The organism is Telluria sp. Soil_C_11 (assembly GCF_057657395.1).
The window spans coordinates 37843-62969 of record NZ_JBDGIN010000024.1 but is presented as its reverse complement, the minus strand read 5'-3'; the positions used below and the strand labels follow the sequence as shown (position 1 = coordinate 62969).

Sequence of the window (25127 nt, the reverse complement as noted above, 5' to 3'; positions counted from 1 at the left end):
GCGACTATCAATCTACCAACTCCAAACCACCGCCACCACTATCTGCTCAGATCGTCAATCCCAACTTCCCCCAGCAAACGCGTAGAACCTTTTTTGTTGGCTGCATTCCGTGAATGCCTGATCAGTGGGCAGAAAGCTTCATCAACACCAGCCCGCCGACGATCAGCACGGCCGCGCCCAGGCGGACCGGGCTGAGCTGCTCGCCCAGGAACATAATGCCGACAATAAAAGCGCCGACCGCCCCGATGCCGGTCCAGATGGTATAGGCCGTGCCTAAAGGCAGGGAACGCATCGCCAGCGACAGCAAGGCGAAACTCGCCAGCATCGCGACGACGGTAATGAGGGAATACGCGAGATGGGTGAAGCCGTTCGAGAGCTTCATCGAACAAGCCCACACGACTTCGAACAGACCGGCAACAAGCAGCAGAACCCAGGCCATGGCAACGCCTCCAGAAAGCGCCGGGCCGTCCCGCATGTGTTCCCGATATGGGGTAGGTCGTCCTACGGGAAGTATTCTAACCGACGTGCGGCCTGCCCTGTGCAGCCAGGATCCCCGCCAGGTTCAGTTCTATCCATTCCAGCAGGTCGCCCAGCTTGCGGCTGATCTCCTCCCCCAGCGGCGTCAGCCGGTACTCGACCCGCGGCATCACCGGATCGGCGATGCGCTGCACGAAGCCGTCCTGCTCCAGCCAGGCCAGGGTCTGGGACAGCATCTTTTCGCTGATGCCGCCGACCTTGCGGCGCAGTGCGCTGAAACGCTGGGCGCCGTCCCCCAGCGCGACCAGCAACAGGGCACCCCAGCGGCTGGTGACGTGCTTGAGCACTTCGCGCGAAGGGCAGGTTTCGGAAAACACATCGCCACGCAGCGCGTGGTCCGGGGGCATGTCGTTCATGGATGATCTCTCCTTGCCAATCTTGACATCGTAAGCGAAGCGGGCGAACCCGGCCGTTCGCCTTGCTCGGCAGTGCGCGCAGGCAAGAAAAAACCCGCTACGGAAGCTCCGTGCGGGTTTCGGGAATGGGGGAGAGCGATCACCAGGCATCCCCTGGCGTCGCCTCTTGCCGGTTGCTTCCGGCGTCCGCCGCCACTGTAGGCTGGCAAACCGCTTCCGGGTACAGGCGTTTCTTCAACGATCATCCGGTTTCCGCGCCACGCTATCGGTGGTGGCTGCGCCGGATCCTGAGCCGTTTTGTGGTCATAACGATCACATGCGAGTCAGTATAACGCAAATTTTAATCTTGTGTAGACATGTTTGTGCGCAACTATTCGAGGCTCGGTTCGACCGCTTTCGAGGCGGATTTCGCACGCGGCGTAAAGCTCCCGCGCAGCCGGTCGACCAGGCGTGGGCCGGCCGGAATGTCGACGTTGCGCACGGTCCTGGCGCGGCGGCGCAGCAGCAGGAAAGCGCCGGCCAGCGCCAGCAGCAGGCCTGTCCCGCCGCCGATCCAGCCCCAGGGCAGGCCGGCCTCCGGTTCGGGCGCCGGCGCCTTTGGCTTGCGCGGCACCAGCGGCTTGATCGCATGGATGGGCTTGGGTCCAGCCGGTTCGTGGGCCGCCTCGCGGGCGGGCGCGGGCGTGGCAGCGGGAGCGGGCGTGGCAGCAGGCGCTGGCGCTGGCGCCGGAGCGGCAGGCGCCGGCACACCCAGTGTGGACTGCAGCGCTTTCACCTTCCCTTCCAGCGTGCCGATCTGCGTCTTGAGCGCGGCATTCCTGGCGTCGAGCGCGGCGCAGACCCTGGCCTGCTCAGCCTGTTGCGCGCAGGCGGCCGGCGCGGCCGGCGGTGCATGGATGGGCAGCGCCTGGGCGTCCCCTTTCGGTGCCTCGCGGACGGCCCCGGCTGGCGCCCTGGCAGGCGGCCGCGCCCTGGCGGGAGCCGGCTGCAGACGCTTCGCGCCCTCTTCTTCAAGTTTGCGCGCGGCAGGTGGACGGGGCGCCGGCACGGCCACGGCCGGGGGCGCCGGAATGGGTGCCGGTTCGGCGCGCACCGGTGCCGACACCGGAGGCGGCGCCGGATTCGGATCGGGCGTCAGCCACAGCGTGGCCAGGCGCACCGCACGCTGGCCCTTGTCCTGCAGTTCCAGGTAGAGGTGCAGGTGTTCGCCGTCGACCGGCCGCAGCGAGGTCACGTGCAGGAACTGGCGGCCATCGCGCCGCATCACCGACAGGGTCACGCTGGCCAGCACCGGCGGCATCGCGATGCCGGCGCCGCTGTAGACCTCGGGACTGGCGATGCGCACCCCCACGGCCGCCGAGGGATCGTCGATCATCGTCAGCTCGATGTCGGCCACCAGCGGCTGCCCGATGTGGGAAGACACCCGCGCCTCGCCCAGTTCGGCGGCACTGGCGGCGCCGAACACACTGGAAAGGGCAAGGATGGACAGGAAATGGCGGGAGCAGCGGAGCATAGGATGACGGATTTGGAGCCTCAACGTCTTTAACGGCCATTGCGGTACACTCTTTAGCGATACCTCCCAACTAACAAAAAGTCAGGACGAGTCTATGGAAAACAGGATCGAGAAGGACAGCTTCGGCCCGATCGACGTGCCGGCCGGCCAGCTGTGGGGCGCGCAAACCCAGCGCTCGCTGCATCACTTCCACATTTCGAGCGAGAAGATGGCGCCGGAACTGGTCGCCGCGCTGGCCCAGGTCAAGCGTGCCGCCGCCGCCGTCAACCGTTCGCTCGGCAAACTTCCCCAGGACAAGGCCGACGCCATCATGCGCGCCGCCGACGAGGTGCTCGAGGGACGCCATGCGGGCGAGTTCCCGCTGTCGGTCTGGCAGACCGGCTCCGGCACCCAGAGCAATATGAACATGAACGAGGTGCTGGCCAACCGCGGTTCCGAGCTGATGGGCGGCGAGCGCGGCGAGGCGCGCCTGCTGCACCCGAACGACCACGTGAACATGGGCCAGTCCTCGAACGACATGTTCCCGACCGCGATGCATGTGGCGGCCGCCACCGCCGTCGCCAAGGACCTGCTGCCGGCGCTGGCCAGGCTACGCGGCACGCTGGAGGTGAAGTCGCGCGACTTCGCCGGCATCGTCAAGATCGGCCGCACCCACCTGCAGGACGCGACCCCGCTGACCCTGGGCCAGGAATTCTCCGGCTACGTCGCCCAGCTCGAATTCGCCGAGCAGGCGATCAAGGCCGCCCTGCCCGGCCTGCTGCAGCTGGCGGCCGGCGGCACCGCGGTCGGCACGGGCCTGAACGCGCATCCGGAATTCGCGCCGCGCATCGCTGCCGAGATTTCCTCGCGTACTGGTCTGCAATTCAAGAGCGCGCCGAACAAGTTCATGGCCCTGGCCGGCCACGACGCGATGGTGCTGGCGCACGGCGCCTTCAAGACCCTCGCCACGGCCCTCATGAAGATCGCCAACGACGTGCGCTGGATGGCGTCCGGCCCGCGCTCCGGCCTGGGCGAGATCACCATTCCCGAGAACGAGCCGGGCAGCTCGATCATGCCGGGCAAGGTCAATCCGACCCAGTGCGAGGCAATGACGATGCTGTGCTGCCAGGTGTTCGGCAACGACGTCGCCATCACCGTCGGCGGCTCGCAGGGCAACTTCGAGCTGAACGTGTTCAAGCCGATGATCGCCCACAATTTCCTGCAGAGCGCGCGCCTGCTGGCCGACGGCATGCGCTCCTTCGACGAGCATTGCGCCCAGGGCATCGAGCCGAACCGCAAGCGCATCGGCGAGCTGATGGAGCAGTCGCTGATGCTGGTGACCGCCCTGGCCCCGCATATCGGGTATGATCGCGCCGCGCAGATCGCCAAGACCGCGCAGCACGACGGCACGACCCTGCGCCAGGCGGCGCTGCAGTCCGGCTTCGTCAGCGAGGAACAGTTCGACCGGTGGATCGTGCCGATCGAGATGACGCGGCCGGAACAGGCTTAAGGTCAAGCGATTACCGTCGTCCCCGCGCAGGCGGGGACCCAAGTTTTGTCCGCGTTTCGTTATTGCACGCAGAACTTGGGTCCCCGCCTTCGCGGGGACGACGTATTTGGGGCGGCGACGACGTTTTAGGGACGAACTCAACGGTACGCCGCCCATTTTTAACCGAGGATAGAATGCAAACAACAACTTTTGAACTGACATCGGAGTTCATCGAACTCAACCAGCTGCTCAAGCTCGTCGGCTTCGTCGACAGCGGTGGTGCCGGCAAGAACATGGTGGCCAGCGGCGTGGTGTCGGTCGACGGCAAGAAGGAACTGCGCAAGACTGCCAAGATCCGTGCCGGCCAGGTCGTGAGCGTGGGCGATGTGCGGATCACTGTCCGCTAAAAAGTTCCGCTTCCGCTCACAAAAAAGTGGTGCGTCCCGCCGGATGCACCTGCCGGTCGCACCGGATTAGCCGTCCCCGGCTGTAGGGGTGACGTTTGCGCGCTGACAAACTTGGGCAGTCCTCCTTCTCTATATTGAAGACGTACTTCGGCAAAAGGTGAGAAAGATGGATACCCCAGACCCAAGCTCAATGACGCAGCAGAGGCTGATCGGCGACCTGCGTCTCGTCATCGAAAATGCGGAAGAATTGCTCAAGAACACCGACCACTACACCGGCCTGGTGTACCAGAGCGCACGTGCCAAGCTCGCCATGGCATTGAATGCGGCCAACGAGGAACTGGCCCGTTTCGAGGAGGAACAGCTGTCCCGGATGATCGAAGCCACCCGGGCCGCCAGCGAACTGCACCACGACAAGACCGGCGAAGAGCGCATCCTGCGCGCCTTCCGCTATCACTGAATCACCCAGGGCCACCGCACCTGCGCCGGCCCGCCTCACGCCGAGGGCGGGCCGGCTTCCCGAACGATCCCCGCCAGCACGCCACTCTTCAGCCAGCCGTCCAGCCAGGCCGCGATCGGCGCCTCCTCGTCCAGGTCGAACGCGGCATCGAAGGCGGCGCCGAAGTTCTCCCCGCCTGCCAGCCGCGCCAGCGCTGCGGCTTCCGCCGGGTCGATCGCGCGTAAGCTCACCTGCCAGCGCGCGCGCAGGATCAGGGCGTGGCAAGGACACTCCATTACGGCCGGCGACGGCGGGCCATCCGGCTGCGCCGACAGCCACAGCGCGGCCGTGGCCCAGTCCGACGAATACAGGTGCAGCGAGGGGTGCAGGACGGCGCGGCTGGCCTCGAACTGCCGGGGGCCCAGGCTTGCCAGCACCGACAGCGGGCCGCCATCGGGAGACGCGGGCGCATCCGGCGCATACCACGATGCGTGGATCAGCCATTCGAGGCGCGCGAGATCCGGCAGCCAGGGGCGCTCGTCGTCGTCCGGCAGAAAATCGGCGAGCCCGGCACCGAAGCGGTTCAGGTCCGGATCCTGCGCCGGGTGGGCGCGGCCGTAGGCGCGCGCGAGGCCATCGAAAGCCTCCTCGCCCAGCAGCCGGCGCAGCAGCGGATAGGCCGAGGCCAGCGCGCGGCGCCAGGCGCTGCCGAGGTTGGCGCGGTAGATGCCGAGGCGGGCGGGATCGCCCTTGAGCCGGGGCGCCAGCCGGGGCGCGCGAGCGGCGTCGGCGAGGGCGGCACCAAAGGCCTGCTGCAACTCGTCCAGTTCGCCATCCCTTGCGGCCGGCAACGCCCGAACTGCCGCAAGCTGCCCGGCAAACGCCGCCACGTGCGCAGGCGCGCGCGCGACCTCCGCGGCAACCCGTTCCGCTTCCTTCGCTTCGTCGAGCAGCACCTCGAGCGCCGGCACGTCCGTATCCCATTCGACCAGGGCCGGCACGGCGCCGAAGCGCGCCAGCGCCGCGCGGTACAGGTCCCACACGGGCGGCGCGATGCGGTCGCCGTGGTGGTCGATGACGGCCAGGTCCGTGACGAGATGGCCACCGAGGTGCAGCTCGCCGACCGTGCCCGGCGGCAAGCCCGCTAGGGCATCCAGGGCCGCGACGGCATCCTCGCCGTGGTTGCACTGGTTGACATAGAGGTTGTTCACGTCGAGCAGGATGCCGCAGCCGGTGCGGCGCGCGAGTGCAGCGAGGAATTCCGCTTCGCTCAGCGCGTCGCCGGCAAAGCGCAGATAGGTGGAGACGTTTTCGACCAGCAGCCGGCGCCGCAGCACCTCCTGCACCCGTTCGACGCGGGCGGCGACCAGGTCGAGGGCCGCGGCATCCAGGCGCAGCGGCAGCAGGTCGTTGAGCTGGCGGTCGCGCAGCGCACCCCAGCTCAGGTGCTCGGAAACCAGCGCCGGCTCGACCGCGTCGGCGAGCGCGCGCACGCGCTCCAGGTGATCTTCGGAAAAACCGTGCACCGAGCCCAGGCCCAGGCCAACGCCGTGCAGGCTGACGGGATAATCCTGGCGCAGCGACGACAGCACATGCCGGTCCCAGCCCGAGCGGGCCAGGTAGTTTTCGGTGTGGACCTCGAGCCAGCCGACTGCCGGGCGCTGTTCGAGCATCCGCCGGTAGTGCGGCACGCGCAGGCCGATGCCGACGCCGCGCACCGGATGCGCCTGCGCCACGGTCTTATTGGCCTGGCTTGGCCTGCTTCGGCGGGGTCAGCTTGCCGCCGGCCTTTTCGCAGCTGCCCTTGGGAACGTTACGCCATTCGGCCGGATCGTTGTCGACCGCCGCCTGGCCTGCGCAGCCGTGGGTGGCGGTGCCGCAATCGTTCTGGCCGGCTTTCGCCACGCCATAGCATTTTTCCTGTTCGCCCTTGGGCTGCATGCCCATCTGGCCGTTGGCGGAGGCGTTCGCGGCGCACACGCTCGCGAGCGCGGCGGCAAGCAGTGCTTGTCGTTTATTCATCGATGAGATTTCCTTCGGAATGCGTACGCCGGCGGGGACGGCCTTGTGCGGCTGCGCGTGGCAGCGATGGTGGCGGCAAGAGCGGGTCTATTGTGCGGCCTGCCCTCGCGCCGGGTACGTGGAGTGGATAACGCGCCGGGCGCCGGTTCTGTTGACGCGCCCGGTTGATTTTTTTGCCGGTCAGGCCGTGGTATTGACGTTCTTGCCCAGGTGTTCCGGCAGGTTCTGCGCCGGCTGCACGGCGTCCAGCAACTGGGTGGCGGTGGACGCCTGGAGCTCCTGCGCACGCTTGAGCATGGCGATGCTGACATCCTGGCGGATACCGGTGTCGGCAATGCTGGTGGAAAGCTTGGCAATTCCCATGACGTCCATGACGGTCTCCTGGTGGTGGGCCCAATGCGGGATATCCCTGTAACGGCAGGTCCGGCAAAAACTTTAGGGCGCGCTCGCCAGGCGTTGTTTTATCCAGTGCAATACCGCCGCCGGCTGGTCCAGGTCGAGCCAGGCGACATCCTTCGCCAGGCCGGGCGGCGCCGGGACGGTGGACGCCACCGCGGCCACATGGACGTCCTCCGGGTAGAGCGGCGTACGGCCGAGCTCGGGACGGAACACTTCGATCTTGGGAATCGCGGCCCACTTGTAGCCCTCCACCAGGGTCAGGTCGGCCGGCGCCAGGCGCGCCAGGAGTTCCTCGAGCGAAGGCTCGGCGGCGCCGCGCAGTTCGTGCTGGATCGCGAAGCGGAACGGCGAGGCGATCATCACCTCGGCCGCACCGGCCGTGCGCAGGCGCGCGCTGTCCTTGTGCGGCGGCTCGAGCACGATATCGTGGTGGCTGTGCTTGATGAGGTTGACGCGCAAGCCTTCGGCCGCCAGCTGGCCGACCAGGTATTCCAGCAGCGTGGTCTTGCCGCTGCCGGACCAGCCGACCACGCCCAGCACCAGGCCCTGCTCCGCCCGGCCGGCCGCGCCGCCCGCGTCAGTAAGCGACACGGTAGCGCACGCCGCGGTAATTCATCACCGCCGCCTTCGGCAGCAGTTTCTCCAGCACCAGTCCGGGCGCGACCTCCTCGCCTTCGTGGCGCAGGGCCTTGTCGACCAGCAGCAGGCGGTCGGCCGGGTTGGCCGAGTACATATAGCCGCCGAAGCTCACGCGCGGCACCTCGCGCTGGATCGCGTCGGGCAGCTGGTGCAGGTAGGGCAGGCTGTCTTCCGGCGCCGGAGCGGGCGGCGCGACCGCGGCGCGCGGCGCCGGGGCAGCCGGCGGCGGAACCACCCGCGCGGCGGCTGCTGCCGGAGCACGCGGCGGCGCGGCGGACGCCAGGCTGTCCGTCCCTGCCCTGCCGGCGGCCGGCGCTGCGGCGGGCGCGGACGGCTCGGCCGCATGTGCGGGACGCGGCGGCGCCGGCGGCGCGCTGACGATCAGCGTGTCCGCGGCGCCCGTCGCCGTCTTCGGAGCCGGAGCGCGGGCAGCGGGCATCGGGGCGGGAGCACCGGCTGGCGCGGCGGCGACCGCTGCGTCCGGCCTGGACTGGCCGGAAGGCACAAGCACCGCGGCAGGCGCTTGCCCACCCGCCTGCCCGCCCGCAGTACCGGCAACTGGCGCGGCGACCGGCGCTGCCGGCGACGGCCCGCGCTGCCACACGAACAGCGCACCGGCGGCAAGCACCAGCACACCCGCCCCCAGGCCGATCAGCAGCGGCTTGCGGCTGGCGCCCGGGCCCGGCTGGGCCGCCTGCGCCGGCTGCGGCGCGTGGATGGTCGGCGCGTTGCCCAGCTGGCGTTCGGCCTGCGCCTTCTTCAGGGCTTCGAGGATGTATGACATATTATTTTCCCGTTCCGGCAGCCAGCAGGCGCGGCTCGTCGACCCCGCTCAGCTGGTTCAGGCGCATATAGGTGCGCGGGCCGGCCACGCCGTCCGCCTTCAGATTCTGCCTGGCCTGGAAAGTGCGCAGCAGGCGGCGCGTGGCCTCGTCGAGCGGCTGGTCGGTGCGCGGCGGCGCCGCATCGTTCAACTCCGCCAGGCGGCCGGCGATCCAGTCGGCGTCGGGACCGGCGTCGCCGGGATGCACTTCCTCGCGGAAGGCGCGCGGCACTTTCCATAAAGTCGTGTACTCGCCGTCGAAGCGGGTTGCCAGCGCGCCCAGGCTGACCGTCTGGCGCTGGCCGTTGACGCTCAGGGTGGCGCTGTTCTCGTCGATCGCCGTGAGCACCGCGTAGCCCAGCTTCTGGCCGTCGTGCAGGGCGATGATGGCCGGACGGTCGAGCAGGCGCAGTTCGTACAGGCCGCCGCGCCCCTGGTAGCAGCGCAGGTTCAGCTTCGGCGCGCCCTGGCAGGGTTCCTCGGTCGGCAACTGCTGGCCCCACAGCGTGCCCAGCTCGCGCAGGGCTTCGGTCTGGGTGGCCAGCAGCAGCGGCCTGGCCGGCGCCGGCTCCGCCGGCCCGGGTTTGGCGATGGGCTGGGGACGCGGCTTGGCCGCGGTGGCGACAGCGGCGGGCGCGGGCGCCGGCGCATGCGGCACCGCCTGCCAGGCCGCCGCGCTGATCGCGGCCCCGGCCAGCACCCCGCCCGCCACCAGCGGCCAGCGCATCGGCGCGCGCTGTGGAGCGGCTTCGCCGGCGAACACTTCCTGTGCGGCGCGGCGCAGGATCTTCGGCGTCACCTCGCGGCTGTTCTCGACATAGGCGCCGAGCAGCGCGCGGTCGCACAGCAGGTTGATGCGGCGCGGCACCCCGTTCGTGAGGCGGTGGATCAGCGGCGCCAGCGCGCCCGGGATCGGATTGCCCGGATGCGCACCCGCCACCGTCAGGCGGTGCGCGACGTAGGCGCCGGTCTCGGAAGCGGTGAGCGGGCCGAGGTGGTAGCGCGCGATCACGCGCTGGGCCAGCTGTTCCAGTTCGGGCTGGGCCAGCATGGTGCGCAGCTCGGGCTGGCCGATCAGGATGATCTGCAGCAGCTTGCGCTCGCTGGTCTCCAGGTTGGTCAGCAGGCGCAGCTGCTCCAGCACCTGCGGCGACAGGTTCTGCGCCTCGTCGATCACCAGCACGTTGTTGTTGCCCTGGGCGTGGCTGTCGAGCAGGTAGCCGTTGATGGCGTCGACGTAGCCCTTGACGCCCAGCGTGCCGGCGGACGCCGGCGGCAGCGCGATGCGGAACTCGTCGCAGATCGTCAGCAGCAGCTCCTCGACCGTCAGCTTCGGGTTGAAGATGTAGGCCAGGCGGCAGTTGTCGGGAATCTGCTCGATGAAGCAGCGGCACACGGTGGTCTTGCCGGCGCCGATCTCGCCGGTGAGCAGGACGAAGCCGCCGCCGCTGCCGATCCCGTACAGCAGGTGGGCCAGCGCCTCGCGATGGCGCTCGCTCATGAAGAGGTAGCGCGGATCGGGCGCGATCGAGAACGGCTGTTGCTTCAGGTTGAAGTAGTCGGTGTACATGCTAGCGCCCCTGCGGCAGCGGTTTGAACTTCGCGCAGTATATTTTGCTTTTGCCATTGTAGTAGGCGATCGTGCTGCCGGGGGCGGATATGCGCAAGGGATAGGGAGATCCATCCGCCGCCAGGTGGCGCACGCCGGCGGCGGCGCGGATCGCCTGCTCGAGCTGGTCCGGCGGCGCCTCGGCCACCGCGGCCACGAACACCGTTTCGCTGGTGTCGTCGCCGACCATCACCTCGGTGACGGGCGTGCCCCACAGCGTGGCCTCGCCGGTGCGGAACCAGTAGGCCCCGCCCTCGTGCCTGTACGGCGCCCCGAAATGGGCGGCCAGCCAGGAATGAAAATACCGGTTGTCGATCTGGTCCCGGCACAGCAGCGCGTTGCCGATCACGGTGCCGAAGGTGGATGGCTGCTTGTCCTGGGCGGACGCCAGGCCGGGCGCGCATGCAAGGAGCAGCGACAGGAGCGCCGTCCTGGCCGACAGGGTCACAACCTGGACAGCCATGCCCGATTGGCGGCGATCTTCGCCTTCACCGATGCCGGCAGCGCATCGTAGCAGCCGGGATGCTGCTTGAGGGCGTGCTCGCGCACTTCCTTCTCCATGCCGTTGACGATGAATACATAAACGGAGGCACCTTCCGCATTCTTGCGCGTGCCCAAATAGCGAATCACTTGTGGTCTCCTTGCACTAGCCATCCATTATGACATTCGCACCGGAATCCGGCCACGGGCGGCACGCCAGCGGCTTCAGGCCGGCGTGCTGCCGATCTCCCGGACGGCGGCGTCGTTGCGCTCGAGCCACATCTGCAGGAGGGCGCGATTGTCATGCTGCCAGGGATGGAAGCGCGGCGACAGGTAGTCCAGCCCCGGCTTCAGCAGGTGCCAGATCAGGCCCCGGCGCCCGAACCAGGTGCGCGCCGCGCTGGCCCAGGTGCTCCGGCGCAAGGCCGCGCGGTCGCGCCGCAGGTTGTGGATGGTCTGGCGGCCGCTGTCCCAGAAAAAGATCAGGCAGACGTGCAGGTACCAGAGCACCCGCTTCCGGTAGCCTCCTCCCGCGGCGCGGTAGACGTCGAACGCCACGGCCTTGTGCTCGCTCTCCTCGGCCGCGTGCCACGTCCACAGGGTGCGCATGTTGGCGTCGGCGCCGTCGAACCAGTCCGGATGGCGCAGCACGTAGTCGGCCAGCATCGCCGTGAAATGCTCGAAGGCGCAGGTGATGGCGAGGCGGTCGAGCGGCGGCAGCTTCGAGACCAGGTCGATGCGCCTGCGGATTTCCGGCTCCAGCGTGTAATCGTAGCCCTGGCGCGCCAGTTCCGCGTTGACCTGCCGGTGGACGAAACGGTGGCTGGCTTCCTGGCCGACGAAGTCCTTCACCTCGGCACGCAGGGCCGGATCGCGGATGGCCTCCGGCGGCGCGGCGCGCACGCTGTCGATGAACATCTGCTCGTCGAGCGGGAAGCTCATCGACAGCGCATTCAGGAAGGCGGTGCGATAGATGTCGCCCGCCAGCCAGTGGCGCGCGAAGCCCCTGGAGAGGTCGACGTTCAGCTTGCGGACGGTCAGCGTGGACATGTGCCGACTATACACCGTTCAGCATCGCTCTTTTGCAGTTGATACCCCGTTTTTGCGCGTCCGTCGGTTTCCGCATGCAGACGCGCCGGGCTTGCCCTATCGTTCGGACTCCCGGCAGCGCCGACCATTCCTTCGATAACGACAAGAACGAGACCATGAAGACCGCCATCAAGCTCACCGCCATTGCCGCCGCCATCGCCTGCGCCAGCATCGCCAGCCACGCCAGCTTCGCCCAGCCGCAAACGCAGGCCCAGGGCACGAACATCGTCACCGAACAGCGCCAGGTGGGCGCCTTCAGCGCGATCGAGCTGTCCGGCCCCTACCACGTCGTGATCGATGCCCAGGCCCGCCAGGCGGTGCAGGTATCGGGCGAACGCAAGCAGCTCGACGAGATGGAAGTCGTGGTCCGTGGCGGCACGCTGGTCGTGCGCCCGCTCCAGAAGATCAGTTTCACCTTCGGCTTCAACAAGCGCCGCGAGATGGTCCCCACCGTCACCATCGGCGCCGCCGGCCTGAAGAGCCTGCGGATGAGCGGCAGCGGCGACGTCGAACTCGACCAGGCCAGCGGCGAGCGCTTCAGCGTCACCAGCACCGGCCCCGGCGACCTGCGCGCAAGCGGCGCGGTGCGCCAGCTGGCGCTGGAGAGCAGCGGCAGCGGCGACCTCGACCTGCGCCGCCTGCAGGCGGGCGACGTCGAAGTCGACATGCACGGCCCCGGCGACGTGCGCCTGTCCAACGTCGGCAACCTGCTGGCCGCGCAGCTGAGCGGCTCCGGCGACCTGACCGCGGACGGCCTGCGCGTGGCGAAGGTGACGGCCAGGATGCGCGGCCCCGGCGACCTGAAACTGTCCGGCACCAGCCGCGAACTGAACCTGGAGAGCAGCGGCTCGGGCGACTTCGAAGGCTGCGAGCTGCAGGTCGAAGGCGCGCGCACCGTCCAGCGCGGACCGGGCAATGCCTGCATCGCCGGGAACATCCGCAAGTTCGACGCCGAAGTCCATGGCTCCGGAGAACTGAGCGCGCGCGGCCTGCAGGCGGGTTCCAGCCAGGTGCGCCTCGGCGGCCCCGGCAACGCCCAGCTGGACGGCAGCATCGGCGACCTGACCCTCGAAGTGAGCGGCTCGGGCGACCTGAACGGCGAGCGGCTGAAGGTGAACAAGGCCGTCGTGCGCAGCCGCGGCCCGGGCGGCGTGCGGCTGCAGAACGTCGCCGACACCCTGGACGCCGAACTGCACGGCTCCGGCGGACTGGCCGCCAGCATGTCGGGCAAGCGCCTGCTGCTCAAGCTGGACGGCCCCGGCGACGCCCGCATCGACGGCAGCGTGGCCCAGGTGAGCGCGCAGATCAGCGGTTCCGGCAGCCTCGAAGGCCGCCGCCTGAGCGCGGGCCAGACCGACATCACGGTGCGCGGCCCGGGCAGCGCGTCGGTCAACGTGGTCGGCAAGGACGGCAAAGGCAACACCGACCTGCTGGTCGACCGCAGCGGTTCGCACCATATGGCGAACTGACGGCGGCGCTTTCCAGGCGCGTCCTTGTGCTAATGTATTGGTGGCAACACTTCGCCCCGCTACAAGACCAAGGACGCCCATGAAGTCACCCTGCACCCGTCTCGCCATCGCCTGCGCGCTGGCCTTCGCCGGCCTCGCCCACGCGCAGACGCCGCCACAAGCGGCCCCGGCCCCGCAGTATCCCGCCCTGCCCTCCGAGACGCCGGCCGAATTCACGGCCCCGACCGAAGGCTTCAACTACGTCAAGCGCAGCGTGATGATCCCGATGCGCGACGGCACCCGCCTGAACACCGTCATCATCGTGCCGAAGGGCGCGAAGAACGCGGCGATCCTGCTGACCCGCACGCCCTACGACGCGGCCAGCCTGACCAGCCACGCCGAGAGCTCGGACATGGAGAGCATCCTGAGCGGCTACGACAACGCCGCCGACGTGATCGTCCAGGGCGGCTATATCCGCGTGGTGCAGGACGTGCGCGGCAAGTACGGTTCGGAAGGCGACTACGTGATGAACCGCCCGCTGCACGGGCCGCTGAACCCGACCCCGGTCGACCACTCGACCGACACGTACGACACCATCGACTGGCTGGTCAAGAACATCCCCGAGACCAACGGCCGGGTCGGCATCATCGGCATTTCCTACGACGGCTTCCTGCCCCTGATGGCGCTGGTGAACCCGCACCCGGCGCTGAAGGCGGCGGTGCCGATGAACCCGATGGTCGACGGCTGGATGGGCGACGACTGGTTCCACCACGGCGCGTTCCGCCAGATTAACCTCTCGTACATCATGGAGCAGGTGGTCACGCGCGGCAATTCCGCGAAGTGGTATACGACGAACTACGACGACTACGACATGTACATGCGCGCCGGTTCAAGCGGCGAGCTGGCGCGCCGGCGCGGCCTGGAACAGAGCGGCTTCTGGCGCAAGGTGGTGCAGCATCCGGCCTACGACGACTTCTGGCAGCAGCAGGCGATGGACAAGATCCTGGCCAGGCAGCCGGTGACGGTGCCGACCCTGCTGGTGCACAGCCTGTGGGACGCCGAGGACATCTACGGCCCGGTCGCCGTCTACAAGGCGATCAAGCCGAACGACAAGGACAACCTGGTGCACCTGTCGCTGGGCCCGTGGAACCATGGCGGCGCGATCGGCGACGGCAGCAGCCTGGGCGCCCTGAAGTTCGGCAGCGACACCGCCCTGTACTGGCGCCAGGCGGTGCTGCGCCCCTTCCTCGAGCGCCACCTGAAGGGCATGGAATCCACGCCCGAGATCCCGACCGTGACCGCGTTCGAGACCGGCACCAACCAGTGGCGCCAGCTGGCGTCCTGGCCGAGCGGCTGCGCCGGCCAGGCCGGCGGGGCCTGCACGATCACACCGACGGCGCTGCGCCTGACGTCCGGCCAGAAGGCGGTGCTGGGCGCCGCCGCCGATGCGAAAGCCTATGACGAATACGTGTCCGATCCGGCCAAGCCGGTGCCCTTCCGCCAGCGCCCGATCCCGCCCTACGGCTACGACGACGCCAAGGGCCAGACCTGGCCGCGCTGGCTGGTCGACGACCAGCGCGAAGCCTCGGGCCGCACCGACGTCGCCACCTTCGTCTCCGATGTCCTGACCGCGCCGGTGAAGATCAGCGGCGAACCGGTCGCCAACCTGATCGCCTCGACCAGCGGTACCGATTCGGACTGGGTGGTGAAGCTGATCGACGTGTATCCGGACCAGGTGGGCAGCCAGCCGGCGATGGGCGGCTACCAGCTGATGATCTCGGGCGACATCTTCCGCGGCCGCTACCGCGAAGGCTACGACAAGCCGAAAGCCCTGGCCGCCAACAAGCCGCTGTCCTACCGCTTCGGCCTGCCGACCGCCAACCACGTGTTCCTGCCGGGCCACCGCATCATGGTGCAGGTGCAGTCGAGCTGGTTCCCGCTGTACGACCGCAATCCGCAGACCTTCGTGCCGAACATCTTCCTGGCCAGGCCGGAGGATTACAAGAAGGCGACCCAGCGGATCTACCACAGCAGCTACATCGAGCTGCCGCTGGTGCAGGACAGGTCCGCGGCGCGCTGACGATGGCCGCCCTCCAGACCCGGCGCGGCAGCTGCCATTGCGGCGCGGTCCGCTTCGAGGCCGATATCGACCTGTCCCAGGGGACGATCCGCTGCAACTGCACGCTCTGCACCAAGCAGCGCAACTGGGCGGCGATCGTCCCCACGGATTCTTTCCGCCTGCTGCAGGGCGCCGACGCGCTGTCCGAGTACCGCTGCAATACGCGCACCGAGCAGCACTTCTTTTGCGCGACCTGCGGCGTACGCCCCTTCGGCAAGGGCGCATCAAAGCGCTGGGGTCCCTACGTGGCGGTCAGCGTGCACTGCCTCGATGACGTGACGGCCGACGAACTGGCGGCGGCGCCGGTCCGCCACCTCGACGGCAGGAACGACAACTGGGACCTCTAGCGCATCGCCATGCCTTTGTCGCTGCCGTTCAGGGCCGGATCGAGGTAACGGACCTTGCTGCGCACGTAGAAAGGCCGCATGTGCACCGGATCGGTGTAGATCGGTTCGCCGGCCGTGTTCACGGTCGGGCAGATGCCGTCCTTGCAGATGGTGTCGACCGGGTCGATGGGAATCGCGCCGGTCGCCTGCGCGATCTGCAGCAGGCGCTGGCGCGGCGCCGCGTTGTCCTTGTAGAAGCGGTCGACGCGGAACGGCTCCATGTCGGTGCGCGGCTTCATCTCGCCGAAGCGCGAACCGGTGATCATCGAACGCGGATCGAACAGGTTGCCCGAAGGCGGCTGCAGGATCAGGTAGACGCGCTTGCCGGCGCCGACCAGGCGTCCGATCGACTGTTCCAGCGTGGCGTAGGCCGCCTGCTGCGCGCCTTTGGCGGGGAAGGCCTGCAGGCTGCCGCCGACCGGCATCTGGACGTCCACCTGCCAGTCCGCAAAATAGCCGTACCACGAGGCCGCGATCACGACGGTGTCGACGTCCGCCGATGCCGCCAGCCGGTAGGCGTCGCCGACGGACGTCGTGCAGGTCGGATAGCGCAGCCGCGGCAGGCGCACCGCGCCCTCGATCGGCAGGCAGCCGCCCTGGGTGGCGAAGATCACCTTGCCGCGGTCGAAGCGGGCGTCGCGCAAGCCTTCCGAGACCAGCGGCGCATACTGCTCCATGACCGAATCCCCGATCAGCACCGTGGTGCCCCTGCCCTGCCCGGCGAGCTGCTGGAACAGCGAGCCGTGGTAGCGCAGCGGCTTCATCGCCGGATCGGGGAAGCCGAGATCGTTCAGCGCCCCCATGTAGCGGGCCACGCCGGTGGCCTGCATGCGCTCGTGCAGCAGGCCGGCCTTGACCATCATCCCGAGCACCCCGAAGCAGGCCATCGCCACGACCAGTCCCTGGATCGCGCGTCTCCGGTCCGGCGCCTTCTGCACCGGCCGCTCCACCAGGTGCCAGGTCAGGAAGGCCAGCGCCAGCGCCGCCAGCACCAGCGTGGCCTTCATGGCCGGATGCGGCTTCTCGCCTTCGATGATGTAGCCGAACGAGAGCAGCGGCCAGTGCCACAGGTAGAAGGGATAGCTCACCAGGCCGATCTTCACCATCAGCCGGTTGCCGAGCAGGCGCCGGTTGATGAAGGAGGTATTGCCCGCGGCGATCAGGGCGCAGGTGCCCAGTACCGGCAGCAGCGCCCAGGCTCCGGGAAAATCGGCCTGCCCCTTGATGAAGACCGCGCCCAGCGCCAGCAACGCCAGGCCGATCGCCGACACCAGCCAGGGCATCGGCAGCAGCGGGCTTTTCTTGGTCATCGCATACGCCACCAGGCCGCCGGACGCCAGTTCCCAGAACCGCGAGACCGGCGAAAAATAGGCTTCGGCCGGATGATGGAAGGTGGCGTACAGCCCGTACAGGAAGGACCCGGTCAGGGTCAGGGCCAGGAAGGCCAGGATGCCGAAGCGCACGCGAAAGCACAGCGCCAGCATGACCGGCCACACCAGGTAGAACTGCTCCTCCACGCCCAATGACCACAGGTGCAGCAGCGGCTTGGTGACGGATTCGTTGTCCCAGTAGCCGGCCTCGCTCCACAGCACGAGATTCGACAGGAAGGCCGCCGCCGCCGCGATGTGCTTGCCCAGCTGGCTGAATTCCTGCCGCAGCAGCACGTACCAGCCGAAGGCCAGGGTCGCGAGGACGACGGTGATGAGGGCCGGGAAGATGCGCCGGACGCGGCGCACGTAGAAGCCGCGGATGGTGAACTCGCGGCGCTTCAGGTCCTTCAGGATGATCGAGGTGATCAGGAAACCCGAGATGACGAAGAACACGTCGACGCCGATGAAGCCGGAGCGCAGCCACTTCGGCCAGGCATGGAACAGCACCACCAGGCCGACGGCGACGGCGCGCAAGCCGTCGATGTCCGGCCGATAGGTGATCGCGTGTGCGGCGCCTGCTTGAAAGACTCCCGTGCTGTCCCGGCGAACATCCATGTTTCACCCCCACGTGACGCATCGTCGCAGTCTTGCTCAACGATTATGTGGTGTCAAACAAACTGTCTATCGTGCGCGTCAGCCTGTTGGTAACAACTATCGCTGGCACAGGTGGCGATAGCGAATCTCGACCCGATCAGTGAGCAGGATCGGGTACGTTCGAAGGGCATGGCGTGTCTCTGGATTTTGTTGGCAAGTGTAAGATGCATAAGATAACCCATCCCTCGCCACGACCGAACCATGAGCCTGAACACCTCCGCCACCCTGCGCCACGTCGTCCTGTTTGCGTTCAAGGACAGCGCCACCGTCGAACAGACCGATGCCGTCGTCGCCGGCTTCGGCCGACTGAAGGATCTCATTCCCGGCATCACTGCCTATGAATGGGGCACCAACGTGAGCCCCGAAGGCCTGAACCAGGGTTTCACCCACTGCTTCACGCTGACCTTCGCCAGCGAAGAGGACCGCAACGGTTATTTGCTGCATGCGGCGCACCAGGCCTTCGTCGACACGCTGGGCGCCTGCCTCGAGAAGTCGCTGGTGGTCGACTACTGGGCGCAATGATCGCCCGGGCGGCGCCGGTGGCTGACGCCGGCGCCACCTGAACTTCGGTTTTTCCGAAGTCACCATTCCAAAAACTTCCATTTTTCCGATAGCCAGCTTGCCTTATGCTTCCGCCTTGGAAACATAACCTCCATGGGTAAGCAATCATGAAACGCATCTTTCTTTTTCTCGCTACCAACCTTGCCATCATGCTCGTGCTGGGCATCTCGGCAAGCCTGCTCGGCGTTAACCGCTACCTGAGCGCCAGCGGCCTGAACCTGGGCGCCCTGCTCGGCTTCGCGGCCCTGATGGGCTTTGGCGGCGCCTTCATTTCGCTGTGGATGTCGAAGCCGATCGCCAAGTGGTCGACCGGCGCCCGCGTGATCCAGCAGCCGTCCAACGCGACCGAGCTGTGGCTGATGAACACGGTCGCCGCGCAGGCCCAGCGCGCCGGCATCGCCATGCCGGAAGTCGCCATCTACGAGGGCGCGCCGAACGCCTTCGCCACCGGCGCGACGAAGAACGCGTCGCTGGTGGCGGTGTCGACCGGCCTGCTGCAATCGATGACGCACGAGGAAATCGAAGGCGTGCTGGCGCACGAGGTGGCGCACATCGCCAACGGCGACATGGTCACGCTGACCCTGATCCAGGGCGTGGTCAACACCTTCGTGGTGTTCCTGGCGCGCGTGGTCGCCTACTTCGTCGACAGCTTCCTGCGCCGCGACGAGGAAAGCAGCGGCCCTGGCATCGCCTTCACGATCACCTCGGTGGTCTGCGACCTGCTGTTCGGCCTGGTGGCCAGCATCATCGTGGCCTGGTTCTCGCGCCAGCGCGAGTTCCGCGCCGACCGCGGCTCGGCCAAGATCATGGGCACTCCGCGCCCGATGATCGCGGCGCTGCGCCGCCTGGGCGGCCTCGAGCAGGGCGAGCTGCCGCGGAATATGGCGGCCTCCGGCATCGCCGGCGGTGGTATGCTGTCCCTGTTCAGCACCCACCCGTCCTGCGAAGAGCGCATCGCGGCCCTGCAGCGCGCGTAAGACGGGCTCACGAAGGAGACCAGGAAACACATGCGGTATTCGCCACTCGCGCAGTCCGCGCTGCCCTTGCTGTTTGCGATCGGACTGGCGCTCGTGCTCCAGCACTTCCTGGGCTCCCTCGCCTGGGCCGGCCTGCTGGCGGTGATCACCTGGCCCCTGCACGAGCGCCTGCTGCGGCGCGGCTGGCCGCGGCCGCTCAGCGCCGCCTTCCTGGTCCTGCTGCTGGTGGCGGCCTTCGCCGGTCCGTCGATCCTGCTGTTCAATTCCCTCAGCAGCGAGCTGGCGGGCGTGCAGAACCTGCTGGTCCACCTCAACGCGGACGGGGTCCCGGTGCCGGCCTGGCTGGCCCGCCTGCCGCTGGTGGCCGAGCCGGCGATCAAGTGGTGGAACGAGCACCTGGCCCAGCCGGGCGGGATCAGCATCCTGGCGCGCAGCACGGTCGGCGACATCATGCCGCACCTGACCGGCGCCGCCCGCACCTGGGGCTCGAACATCCTGGCGAACGCCCTGTACCTGTTCCTGGCCCTCCTTACCCTGTTCATGCTGTACGTGCACGGCCCGTCCGTGGTGCGCTACGTCGACCGCGCCGGTGAGCGCCTGCTGCCGGCCCACTACGCCACGCTGCGCTGGGTGTTCCCGCTGTCGGTGCGCGGCACCGCGCTGGGCCTGTGCTCGGTCGCCATCCTCGAAGGCGTCGTGCTCGGCATCGCCTATACCCTGGCCGGGGCGCCGGCGCCGGCCCTGCTGGGCGTGCTCACCGGCTACATGGCCCTGGTGCCGGGCGGCGCGCCGCTGTCCTTCACCCTGGTTTCCCTGCTCCTGCTGGGACAGGGCCACTCGGGCGCCGCGCTCGGCCTGTTCAGCTGGGGCGCCATCGAGCTGTTCATGGTCGACAAGTTCATCCGTCCCAAGCTGATCGGCCACCGCGTCAACCTGCCCTTCCTGGCCGTGCTGTTCGGCCTGCTCGGCGGCGTCTCCACGCTGGGCGTGATCGGCCTGTTCGTCGGACCCTTCATGATGGCGATCCTGTTCGGCTGGCTGCGCGCCGGCCGCCCGGACAATACCACTGACAATACCAGTCACCCCCTTAAGGATCAGCAACTTAGCTGATACGTGCACGGGATCGGTGCATACCACTTAAATACCTGTTGACAAGCTTGACAGCCACTCCTATAGTGCGCTGACCTTCCCGGCACAAGCATCAACATGATCGACTTTATTCTCGGCGTCGACGGCGGCGGCACCGGTACCCGGGTGCGCCTTGCACGTGCCGATGGTACGGAAATCGCCCAGGGCGCCGCCGGCCCTTCCGGCCTGGGCCTGGGCATCGCCCGCGCCTGGGACGCCGTCCAGCAGGCTGCCTCCGCGGCCTTCGCGGCGGCCGGCCTGCCGCAACCTTCCCTCGACCGCGTCGCGATCGGCCTCGGCCTCGCGGGCGTGCACAACAAACAATGGGCCGCCGAATTCGTGGCCGCCAATCCCGGCTATGCGGCGCTCCGCCTCGAGACCGACGGCTTCACGACCCTGATCGGCGCCCATGGCGGCGCGCCCGGCGCCATCGTCGCGATCGGCACCGGCAGCGTCGGCGAAGCGCTGTACCCGGACGGCAGCCGGCGCGAAGTCGGCGGCTGGGGCTTCCCGGCCGGCGACGAAGCCAGCGGCGGCTGGATCGGCCTGCGCGCCATCGGCCACATCGAACAGGTGCTGGACGGCCGCCGCGTACGCACTCCCTTCGCCGACAGCGTCATCGAGGCCTGCGGCGGCCATCGCGACGCGATCCAGGCCTGGCTCGGCAAGGCCACCCAGACCGCCTACGCCAGCCTGGCCCCGCTGGTGCTGCAGCACGGAAGCACCGAGGCCGCCGACCCGGTCGCGCGCGCCATCCTGCTCGACGCCGGCAGCGAAGTCGCCGCCATCGCCCATGCCCTCGACGCCGAAGGCAAGCTGCCGCTGGCCCTGTGCGGCGGCCTGGGCGCCGCCCTGCGCGACTTCCTGCCCGCCCTCCTGCTGGCCCGCACCACCGCGCCGCAGGGCGATTCGGCGGCCGGCGCACTCCGCATGATCATGAAAGAGATCCAATGAAAGGCAACATCCTTACTCCCAACGGCTGGATCCGCGGCGAAGTCCGCCTCGCTCCCGGCGAACCCAACACCATCGCCGCCATCGACGGCCAGGCCTGCGACCCGGCGGATAACGGCGACGACTACATCCTGCCCGGCTTCATCGACCTGCACGTGCACGGCGGCGCCGGGCGCGACATGATGGAAGGCGGCGACGCCCCGCACGTGATCGCGCGCCTGCACGCGAAGCACGGCACCACCAGCCTGCTGGCCACCACCATGACCGCCCCGGTCGAGGACATCGAGCGCGCCCTGGGCGCCATCGGCGCCGCCTGCAAGGAGCGCGGCAAGAACGAAGCCCGCATCCTCGGCGTGCACCTCGAAGGCCCGTACATCAACTCGGGCAAGCTGGGCGCCCAGCCGCCGTTCGCGCGCGAAGCGTCGATGGAGGAGGTGAACCGTTTCAACGACCAGGCGCCGATGCGCCTGATTACCGTGGCGCCGGAGATCGACGGCCACCTGGCCCTGGTGCGCCAGCTGGCCGACGCCGGCATCCGCGTGCAGATCGGCCACACCACCGGTTCCTACGAGGATGGCGTCAAGGCGCTGGAGCACGGCGCCGCCGGCTTCACCCACCTGTTCAACGCCATGCCCGGCCTGCACCACCGCGAACCCGGCATGGCCGGCGCCGCGCTGGCGCATGGCGAATATGCCGAGATCATCCCCGACCTGTTGCACGTGCACCCTGGCGCGATCAAGGTCGCGCTGCGCAGCATCCCGAAGCTGTTCTGCGTGACCGATTCGACCGCCGCCGCCGGCATGCCGGACGGCGAGTACATGCTGGGCCGCCAGGTCGTCCACAAGTGCATGGGCGGCGTGCGCCTGGCCGACGGCACCCTGGCCGGCAGCACGCTGACCATGGACCAGGCGCTGCGCAACCTGGTGTCGATCGGCCTGTCGATCGAAGACGCCTCGCGCCGCGTGTCGACGAACGCCGCTGATTATCTAGGCGAAAGCCGCCGCGGGCGCCTGGCGCCGGGCTGCTTTGCCGACCTGGTCGTCCTCGACCGCAATTTGAACCTCAAAGCCGTTTATATCGAAGGAGAAGTGTGTGAGCCTTGATGCCACCTCGCTGATGCTGGAAGAAGCCGTATCCGCCGCCCATTGCGTCGCCCTGCAACTGTCGAACGACGTCGAACGCTATGCGGAGCTCGGCCGGCGCCTGCGCTCGACCAACTTCCACAACGTGGTGACGGTGGCGCGCGGCAGCTCGGACCACGCTTCCAGCTACTTCGCCTACCTGACCATGGCGCGCCTGGGCCGCCTGGTGACCTCGCTGCCGATGTCGCTGGTGACGCTGTACAAATCGCCGCTGCAGACCAGGGGCACGCTGGCGGTGTCGATCTCGCAGTCCGGCCAGAGCCCGGACGTGGTCGAGCCGATCCGCTACTTCCGCGACGGCGGCGCCACCACGGTCGCGCTGGTCAACGACGTGGAGTCGCCGCTGGCCAAGGCCGCCGAGTGGGCGATGCCCCTGCACGCCGGCAAGGAACAATCGGTGGCGGCGACCAAGAGCTTCATCACGAGCCTGACCGCGGGCGCGCGCCTGGTGGCCGAATGGCAGGGCGACGACGAACTGCGCGAGGGCCTGCAGGCCCTGCCCGATGCCCTCGGCCGCGCCGCGCAAGCCGACTGGTCGAAGGCGATCGAGGTCCTGGCCCCGAGCCGCAACATCATGGTGGTCGGCCGCGGCATCAGCTTCCCGGTGGCGCTGGAGTCGGCCCTGAAGTTCAAGGAAACCTCGGCCCTGCAGGCCGAAGCCTTCTCCGGCGCCGAGATCAAGCACGGCCCGATGGCGCTGATCGAGGAAGGCTATCCGCTGTTGATCTTCGCGACCCGCGGCCCGGCCCAGGCCGGCCTGGTGGCGCTGGCCGACGAGATGCGCGGACGCGGCGCGCGCGTGCTGCTGGCCGCGCCGCAGGACGTGCCGGGCCGCGACCTCGACCTGCCGGTGGCGAGCACGCCCGACCTCGACCCGATCGTGGCGATCCAGGCCTTCTACGTGATGGCGGCGCATTTGTCGAAGGCGCGCGGCCTGAACCCGGACCAGCCGCGCCACCTCAGCAAGGTCACCAGGACGAATTGAACACCATGAGCGATTACAGGAAACTCGCCGGCCGGCTGGTCATGATCCGGCTGTTCGGCACCGAACTGGACGAAGCCACCGCCGCCTTCATCCGCGACAACAAGGTGCGCGGCGCCTGCCTGTTCCGCCAGAACATGACGGATGCGGCGCAGCTGACCCGCTTCACGGGCGAGCTGCGCGCGGCCATGGGCCCGCAGGCCCTGATCGCGCTCGACCAGGAAGGCGGCGCCGTGGTGCGCTCGCTGTGGGTGCCGCCGCCGCCGTCGGCGATGGCGCTGGGCGCGGCCGACGATCCGGCCCTGGCGCAGGAAGTAGGCGCCGCCGTCGCCCGCGCCGTGAAATCGATGGGTTTCAACTGGAACTTCGCGCCGGTGCTGGACCTGAACAACAACCCGCTCAACCCGGTCATCGCCGAACGCTCCTTCGGCGCCGACCCGGTGCGCGCGGCCGAACTGGCGATGGCCTGGATGGAAGGCAGCGAATCGGAAGGCGTGGCCTGCTGCGTCAAGCATTTCCCCGGCCACGGCGACACCCACGTCGATTCGCACCGCGACCTGCCGACGGTCGACAAGGAACTGGCCGAGCTGGAACGCTTCGAGTTCGCGCCCTTCCGCGCCGCCGCCCCGCATGCGCCGGCCGTGATGACCGCCCACATCGTCTATCCGGCGCTCGATCCGCACCACCCGGCCACCATGTCGCGCGCCATCCTGACCGACCTGCTGCGCGGGACCATGGCCTACGAGGGCGTGATCATCACCGACGGCATGGACATGCATGCGATCGCGCACCGCTACGGCGCCGGCCAGGCCGCCGTCAACGCCCTGGTCGCCGGCGCCGACATGGTGATGGCGATCGGCAGCCGCGAGACGCAGGAAGAGACGCTGATTGCCATCGCCGCCGCGATCGCCGACGGCACCCTGCCGCTGGCCGAGGTGGAGCAACGCCTGGAGCGCCTGGACAAGCTGGCGCAGGCGCATCCGGCCGCCAGCGTCCCGTATGCCACCGAAGCGGAAGACCGCGCCCTGATGGCGCGCGCCTGGCGCCGCGCCCTCACCGCGCGCGGCACGCCGCCGCGCCCCGCGCCGGGTACCAGGTTGCGCCTGGTCGCACGCCAGGACGTGGTCAGCGACGGCGTGTCCGAAGCCGGCGTGCCGGCGGCGCACATCGCCGCTTCGCTCGGCAAGCTGTACGACGTCGAGCTCACGACCTTCGCCGACCCGGAAAGCTTCGACTGGGATTCCCTGCCGCAGGACGGCCGCCTGGCGGTGCTGGCGTCCACCTCGCGCCGCCGCTACGGCCCGCATGCGCGCGCCACCTGGCGGCCCGACCTGCACCTGGCCCTGTGGAACCCCTACCAGGCGCTCGACTTCGCCGCACCGGCCCTGATGACCTACGGCTTCGCGCCGCCGGCGCTGGAGGCGGTGAACGCCTGGCTGGCGGGCGAGATCGAGGCCGAAGGCGTCTGCCCCGTACCCGGGTTTTGATCGCTTGAAATTGCTGAAATGCAGCTGCGGTAACGCATTGTAACGACGCGTCCGCCGCTGCTTCGGCTGAGGCACAATTGTCCGGCCCCCTACTGCGGTTTGTGGGACAATGCGCACTTTGTCAGAGTTACATTAAAGAGAAGG

At 68.5% G+C, this 25127-nt stretch carries 26 protein-coding genes; 13 read left to right on the top strand and 13 right to left on the bottom strand.

Going from position 1 to position 25127, the window contains the following annotated elements:
• Window positions 1–121: 121 nt before the first annotated feature.
• The 3 genes from AC3A6M_RS23540 to AC3A6M_RS23530 form a co-directional block, all read right to left on the bottom strand.
• Complete coding sequence (locus tag AC3A6M_RS23540) at window positions 122–439, bottom strand: DMT family transporter (protein WP_487855147.1); 318 nt, start codon at window positions 437–439, stop codon at window positions 122–124.
• 76 nt (window positions 440–515) lie between these two features.
• Window positions 516–893, bottom strand: a complete 378-nt coding sequence (locus tag AC3A6M_RS23535; protein ID WP_487855146.1) for a winged helix-turn-helix transcriptional regulator — start codon at window positions 891–893, stop codon at window positions 516–518.
• A 370-nt stretch (window positions 894–1263) separates the two neighbouring features.
• On the bottom strand, window positions 1264–2406 hold the full coding sequence (locus AC3A6M_RS23530) for a type IV pilus assembly protein FimV (RefSeq protein WP_487855145.1): 1143 nt from the start codon (window positions 2404–2406) through the stop codon (window positions 1264–1266).
• Between the two features lie 94 nt (window positions 2407–2500).
• Here AC3A6M_RS23530 and fumC point away from each other — a divergent pair, with 94 nt between their 5' ends.
• The 3 genes from fumC to AC3A6M_RS23515 all read left to right on the top strand — a co-directional run bounded on the left by fumC (window position 2501) and on the right by AC3A6M_RS23515 (window position 4738).
• Window positions 2501–3895 carry a class II fumarate hydratase gene (fumC, locus tag AC3A6M_RS23525; RefSeq protein WP_487855144.1) on the top strand — a complete coding sequence of 465 codons (1395 nt, stop codon included), beginning with the start codon at window positions 2501–2503 and terminating at the stop codon, window positions 3893–3895.
• 173 nt (window positions 3896–4068) lie between these two features.
• Window positions 4069–4281 (top strand): RNA-binding S4 domain-containing protein, encoded by a 213-nt coding sequence (locus tag AC3A6M_RS23520; RefSeq protein WP_487855143.1) that lies wholly within the window; start codon window positions 4069–4071, stop codon window positions 4279–4281.
• Window positions 4282–4471: 190 nt separating this feature from the next.
• Window positions 4472–4738: a DUF883 family protein gene (locus tag AC3A6M_RS23515; protein ID WP_487855142.1), complete on the top strand. Its 267-nt coding sequence runs from the start codon at window positions 4472–4474 to the stop codon at window positions 4736–4738.
• 35 nt (window positions 4739–4773) lie between these two features.
• Here the strand turns inward: AC3A6M_RS23515 and bufB are convergent, their stop codons facing one another.
• The 9 genes from bufB to AC3A6M_RS23470 all read right to left on the bottom strand — a co-directional run bounded on the left by bufB (window position 4774) and on the right by AC3A6M_RS23470 (window position 11739).
• A complete protein-coding gene (gene bufB, locus AC3A6M_RS23510) occupies window positions 4774–6453 on the bottom strand; it encodes an MNIO family bufferin maturase (RefSeq protein WP_487855141.1) in 1680 nt (559 codons plus the stop codon).
• A gap of 4 nt (window positions 6454–6457) precedes the next feature.
• On the bottom strand, window positions 6458–6739 hold the full coding sequence (locus tag AC3A6M_RS23505) for a BufA1 family periplasmic bufferin-type metallophore (protein ID WP_487855140.1): 282 nt from the start codon (window positions 6737–6739) through the stop codon (window positions 6458–6460).
• A 180-nt stretch (window positions 6740–6919) separates the two neighbouring features.
• Complete coding sequence (locus AC3A6M_RS23500; RefSeq protein ID WP_487855139.1) at window positions 6920–7111, bottom strand: YjfB family protein; 192 nt, start codon at window positions 7109–7111, stop codon at window positions 6920–6922.
• 63 nt (window positions 7112–7174) lie between these two features.
• Window positions 7175–7729, bottom strand: a complete 555-nt coding sequence (mobB, locus tag AC3A6M_RS23495) for a molybdopterin-guanine dinucleotide biosynthesis protein B (protein ID WP_487855138.1) — start codon at window positions 7727–7729, stop codon at window positions 7175–7177.
• Window positions 7716–8561 (bottom strand): general secretion pathway protein GspB, encoded by an 846-nt coding sequence (locus AC3A6M_RS23490; protein ID WP_487855137.1) that lies wholly within the window; start codon window positions 8559–8561, stop codon window positions 7716–7718. Before AC3A6M_RS23490 ends, mobB begins: the two co-directional genes overlap by 14 nt.
• Before the next feature lies 1 nt (window position 8562).
• Window positions 8563–10170 (bottom strand): ExeA family protein, encoded by a 1608-nt coding sequence (locus tag AC3A6M_RS23485; RefSeq protein ID WP_487855136.1) that lies wholly within the window; start codon window positions 10168–10170, stop codon window positions 8563–8565.
• A gap of 1 nt (window position 10171) precedes the next feature.
• A complete protein-coding gene (locus AC3A6M_RS23480) occupies window positions 10172–10672 on the bottom strand; it encodes a hypothetical protein (protein WP_487855135.1) in 501 nt (166 codons plus the stop codon).
• Window positions 10654–10839 (bottom strand): hypothetical protein, encoded by a 186-nt coding sequence (locus AC3A6M_RS23475; protein ID WP_487855134.1) that lies wholly within the window; start codon window positions 10837–10839, stop codon window positions 10654–10656. Before AC3A6M_RS23475 ends, AC3A6M_RS23480 begins: the two co-directional genes overlap by 19 nt.
• Window positions 10840–10914: 75 nt before the next feature.
• Window positions 10915–11739 carry a metal-dependent hydrolase gene (locus tag AC3A6M_RS23470; protein ID WP_487855133.1) on the bottom strand — a complete coding sequence of 275 codons (825 nt, stop codon included), beginning with the start codon at window positions 11737–11739 and terminating at the stop codon, window positions 10915–10917.
• A 155-nt stretch (window positions 11740–11894) separates the two neighbouring features.
• Between AC3A6M_RS23470 and AC3A6M_RS23465 the strand changes: the two genes are divergently transcribed.
• The 3 genes from AC3A6M_RS23465 (at window position 11895) to AC3A6M_RS23455 (ending at window position 15692) form a co-directional block, all read left to right on the top strand.
• The gene (locus tag AC3A6M_RS23465; protein ID WP_487855132.1) at window positions 11895–13247 is read left to right on the top strand and encodes a GIN domain-containing protein; all 1353 of its coding nucleotides are present in this window, start codon (window positions 11895–11897) and stop codon (window positions 13245–13247) included.
• Between the two features lie 79 nt (window positions 13248–13326).
• Complete coding sequence (locus AC3A6M_RS23460; protein ID WP_487855131.1) at window positions 13327–15306, top strand: CocE/NonD family hydrolase; 1980 nt, start codon at window positions 13327–13329, stop codon at window positions 15304–15306.
• Window positions 15307–15308: 2 nt separating this feature from the next.
• Window positions 15309–15692 carry a GFA family protein gene (locus tag AC3A6M_RS23455; RefSeq protein ID WP_487855130.1) on the top strand — a complete coding sequence of 128 codons (384 nt, stop codon included), beginning with the start codon at window positions 15309–15311 and terminating at the stop codon, window positions 15690–15692.
• Here the strand turns inward: AC3A6M_RS23455 and AC3A6M_RS23450 are convergent.
• The gene (locus AC3A6M_RS23450; protein ID WP_487855129.1) at window positions 15689–17716 is read right to left on the bottom strand and encodes an acyltransferase family protein; all 2028 of its coding nucleotides are present in this window, start codon (window positions 17714–17716) and stop codon (window positions 15689–15691) included. The genes AC3A6M_RS23455 and AC3A6M_RS23450 overlap by 4 nt on opposite strands.
• 240 nt (window positions 17717–17956) lie before the next feature.
• On the opposite strand from AC3A6M_RS23450, the gene AC3A6M_RS23445 reads away from it, so the two are divergent.
• The 7 genes from AC3A6M_RS23445 to nagZ all read left to right on the top strand — a co-directional run bounded on the left by AC3A6M_RS23445 (window position 17957) and on the right by nagZ (window position 24983).
• On the top strand, window positions 17957–18277 hold the full coding sequence (locus AC3A6M_RS23445) for a Dabb family protein (RefSeq protein WP_487855128.1): 321 nt from the start codon (window positions 17957–17959) through the stop codon (window positions 18275–18277).
• Window positions 18278–18423: 146 nt separating this feature from the next.
• Complete coding sequence (gene htpX / locus AC3A6M_RS23440; RefSeq protein WP_487855127.1) at window positions 18424–19293, top strand: protease HtpX; 870 nt, start codon at window positions 18424–18426, stop codon at window positions 19291–19293.
• 30 nt (window positions 19294–19323) lie between these two features.
• A complete protein-coding gene (locus tag AC3A6M_RS23435) occupies window positions 19324–20403 on the top strand; it encodes an AI-2E family transporter (protein WP_487855126.1) in 1080 nt (359 codons plus the stop codon).
• Between the two features lie 96 nt (window positions 20404–20499).
• Window positions 20500–21375, top strand: coding sequence for a glucosamine kinase nucleotide-binding domain-containing protein (locus AC3A6M_RS23430; protein WP_487855125.1), 876 nt, complete (start codon window positions 20500–20502; stop codon window positions 21373–21375).
• The gene (gene nagA / locus AC3A6M_RS23425; RefSeq protein ID WP_487855124.1) at window positions 21372–22475 is read left to right on the top strand and encodes an N-acetylglucosamine-6-phosphate deacetylase; all 1104 of its coding nucleotides are present in this window, start codon (window positions 21372–21374) and stop codon (window positions 22473–22475) included. Before AC3A6M_RS23430 ends, nagA begins: the two co-directional genes overlap by 4 nt.
• A 13-nt stretch (window positions 22476–22488) precedes the next feature.
• Window positions 22489–23499 (top strand): SIS domain-containing protein, encoded by a 1011-nt coding sequence (locus AC3A6M_RS23420; RefSeq protein ID WP_487855148.1) that lies wholly within the window; start codon window positions 22489–22491, stop codon window positions 23497–23499.
• A gap of 5 nt (window positions 23500–23504) precedes the next feature.
• A complete protein-coding gene (gene nagZ, locus AC3A6M_RS23415; RefSeq protein ID WP_487855123.1) occupies window positions 23505–24983 on the top strand; it encodes a beta-N-acetylhexosaminidase in 1479 nt (492 codons plus the stop codon).
• Window positions 24984–25127: the final 144 nt, after the last annotated feature.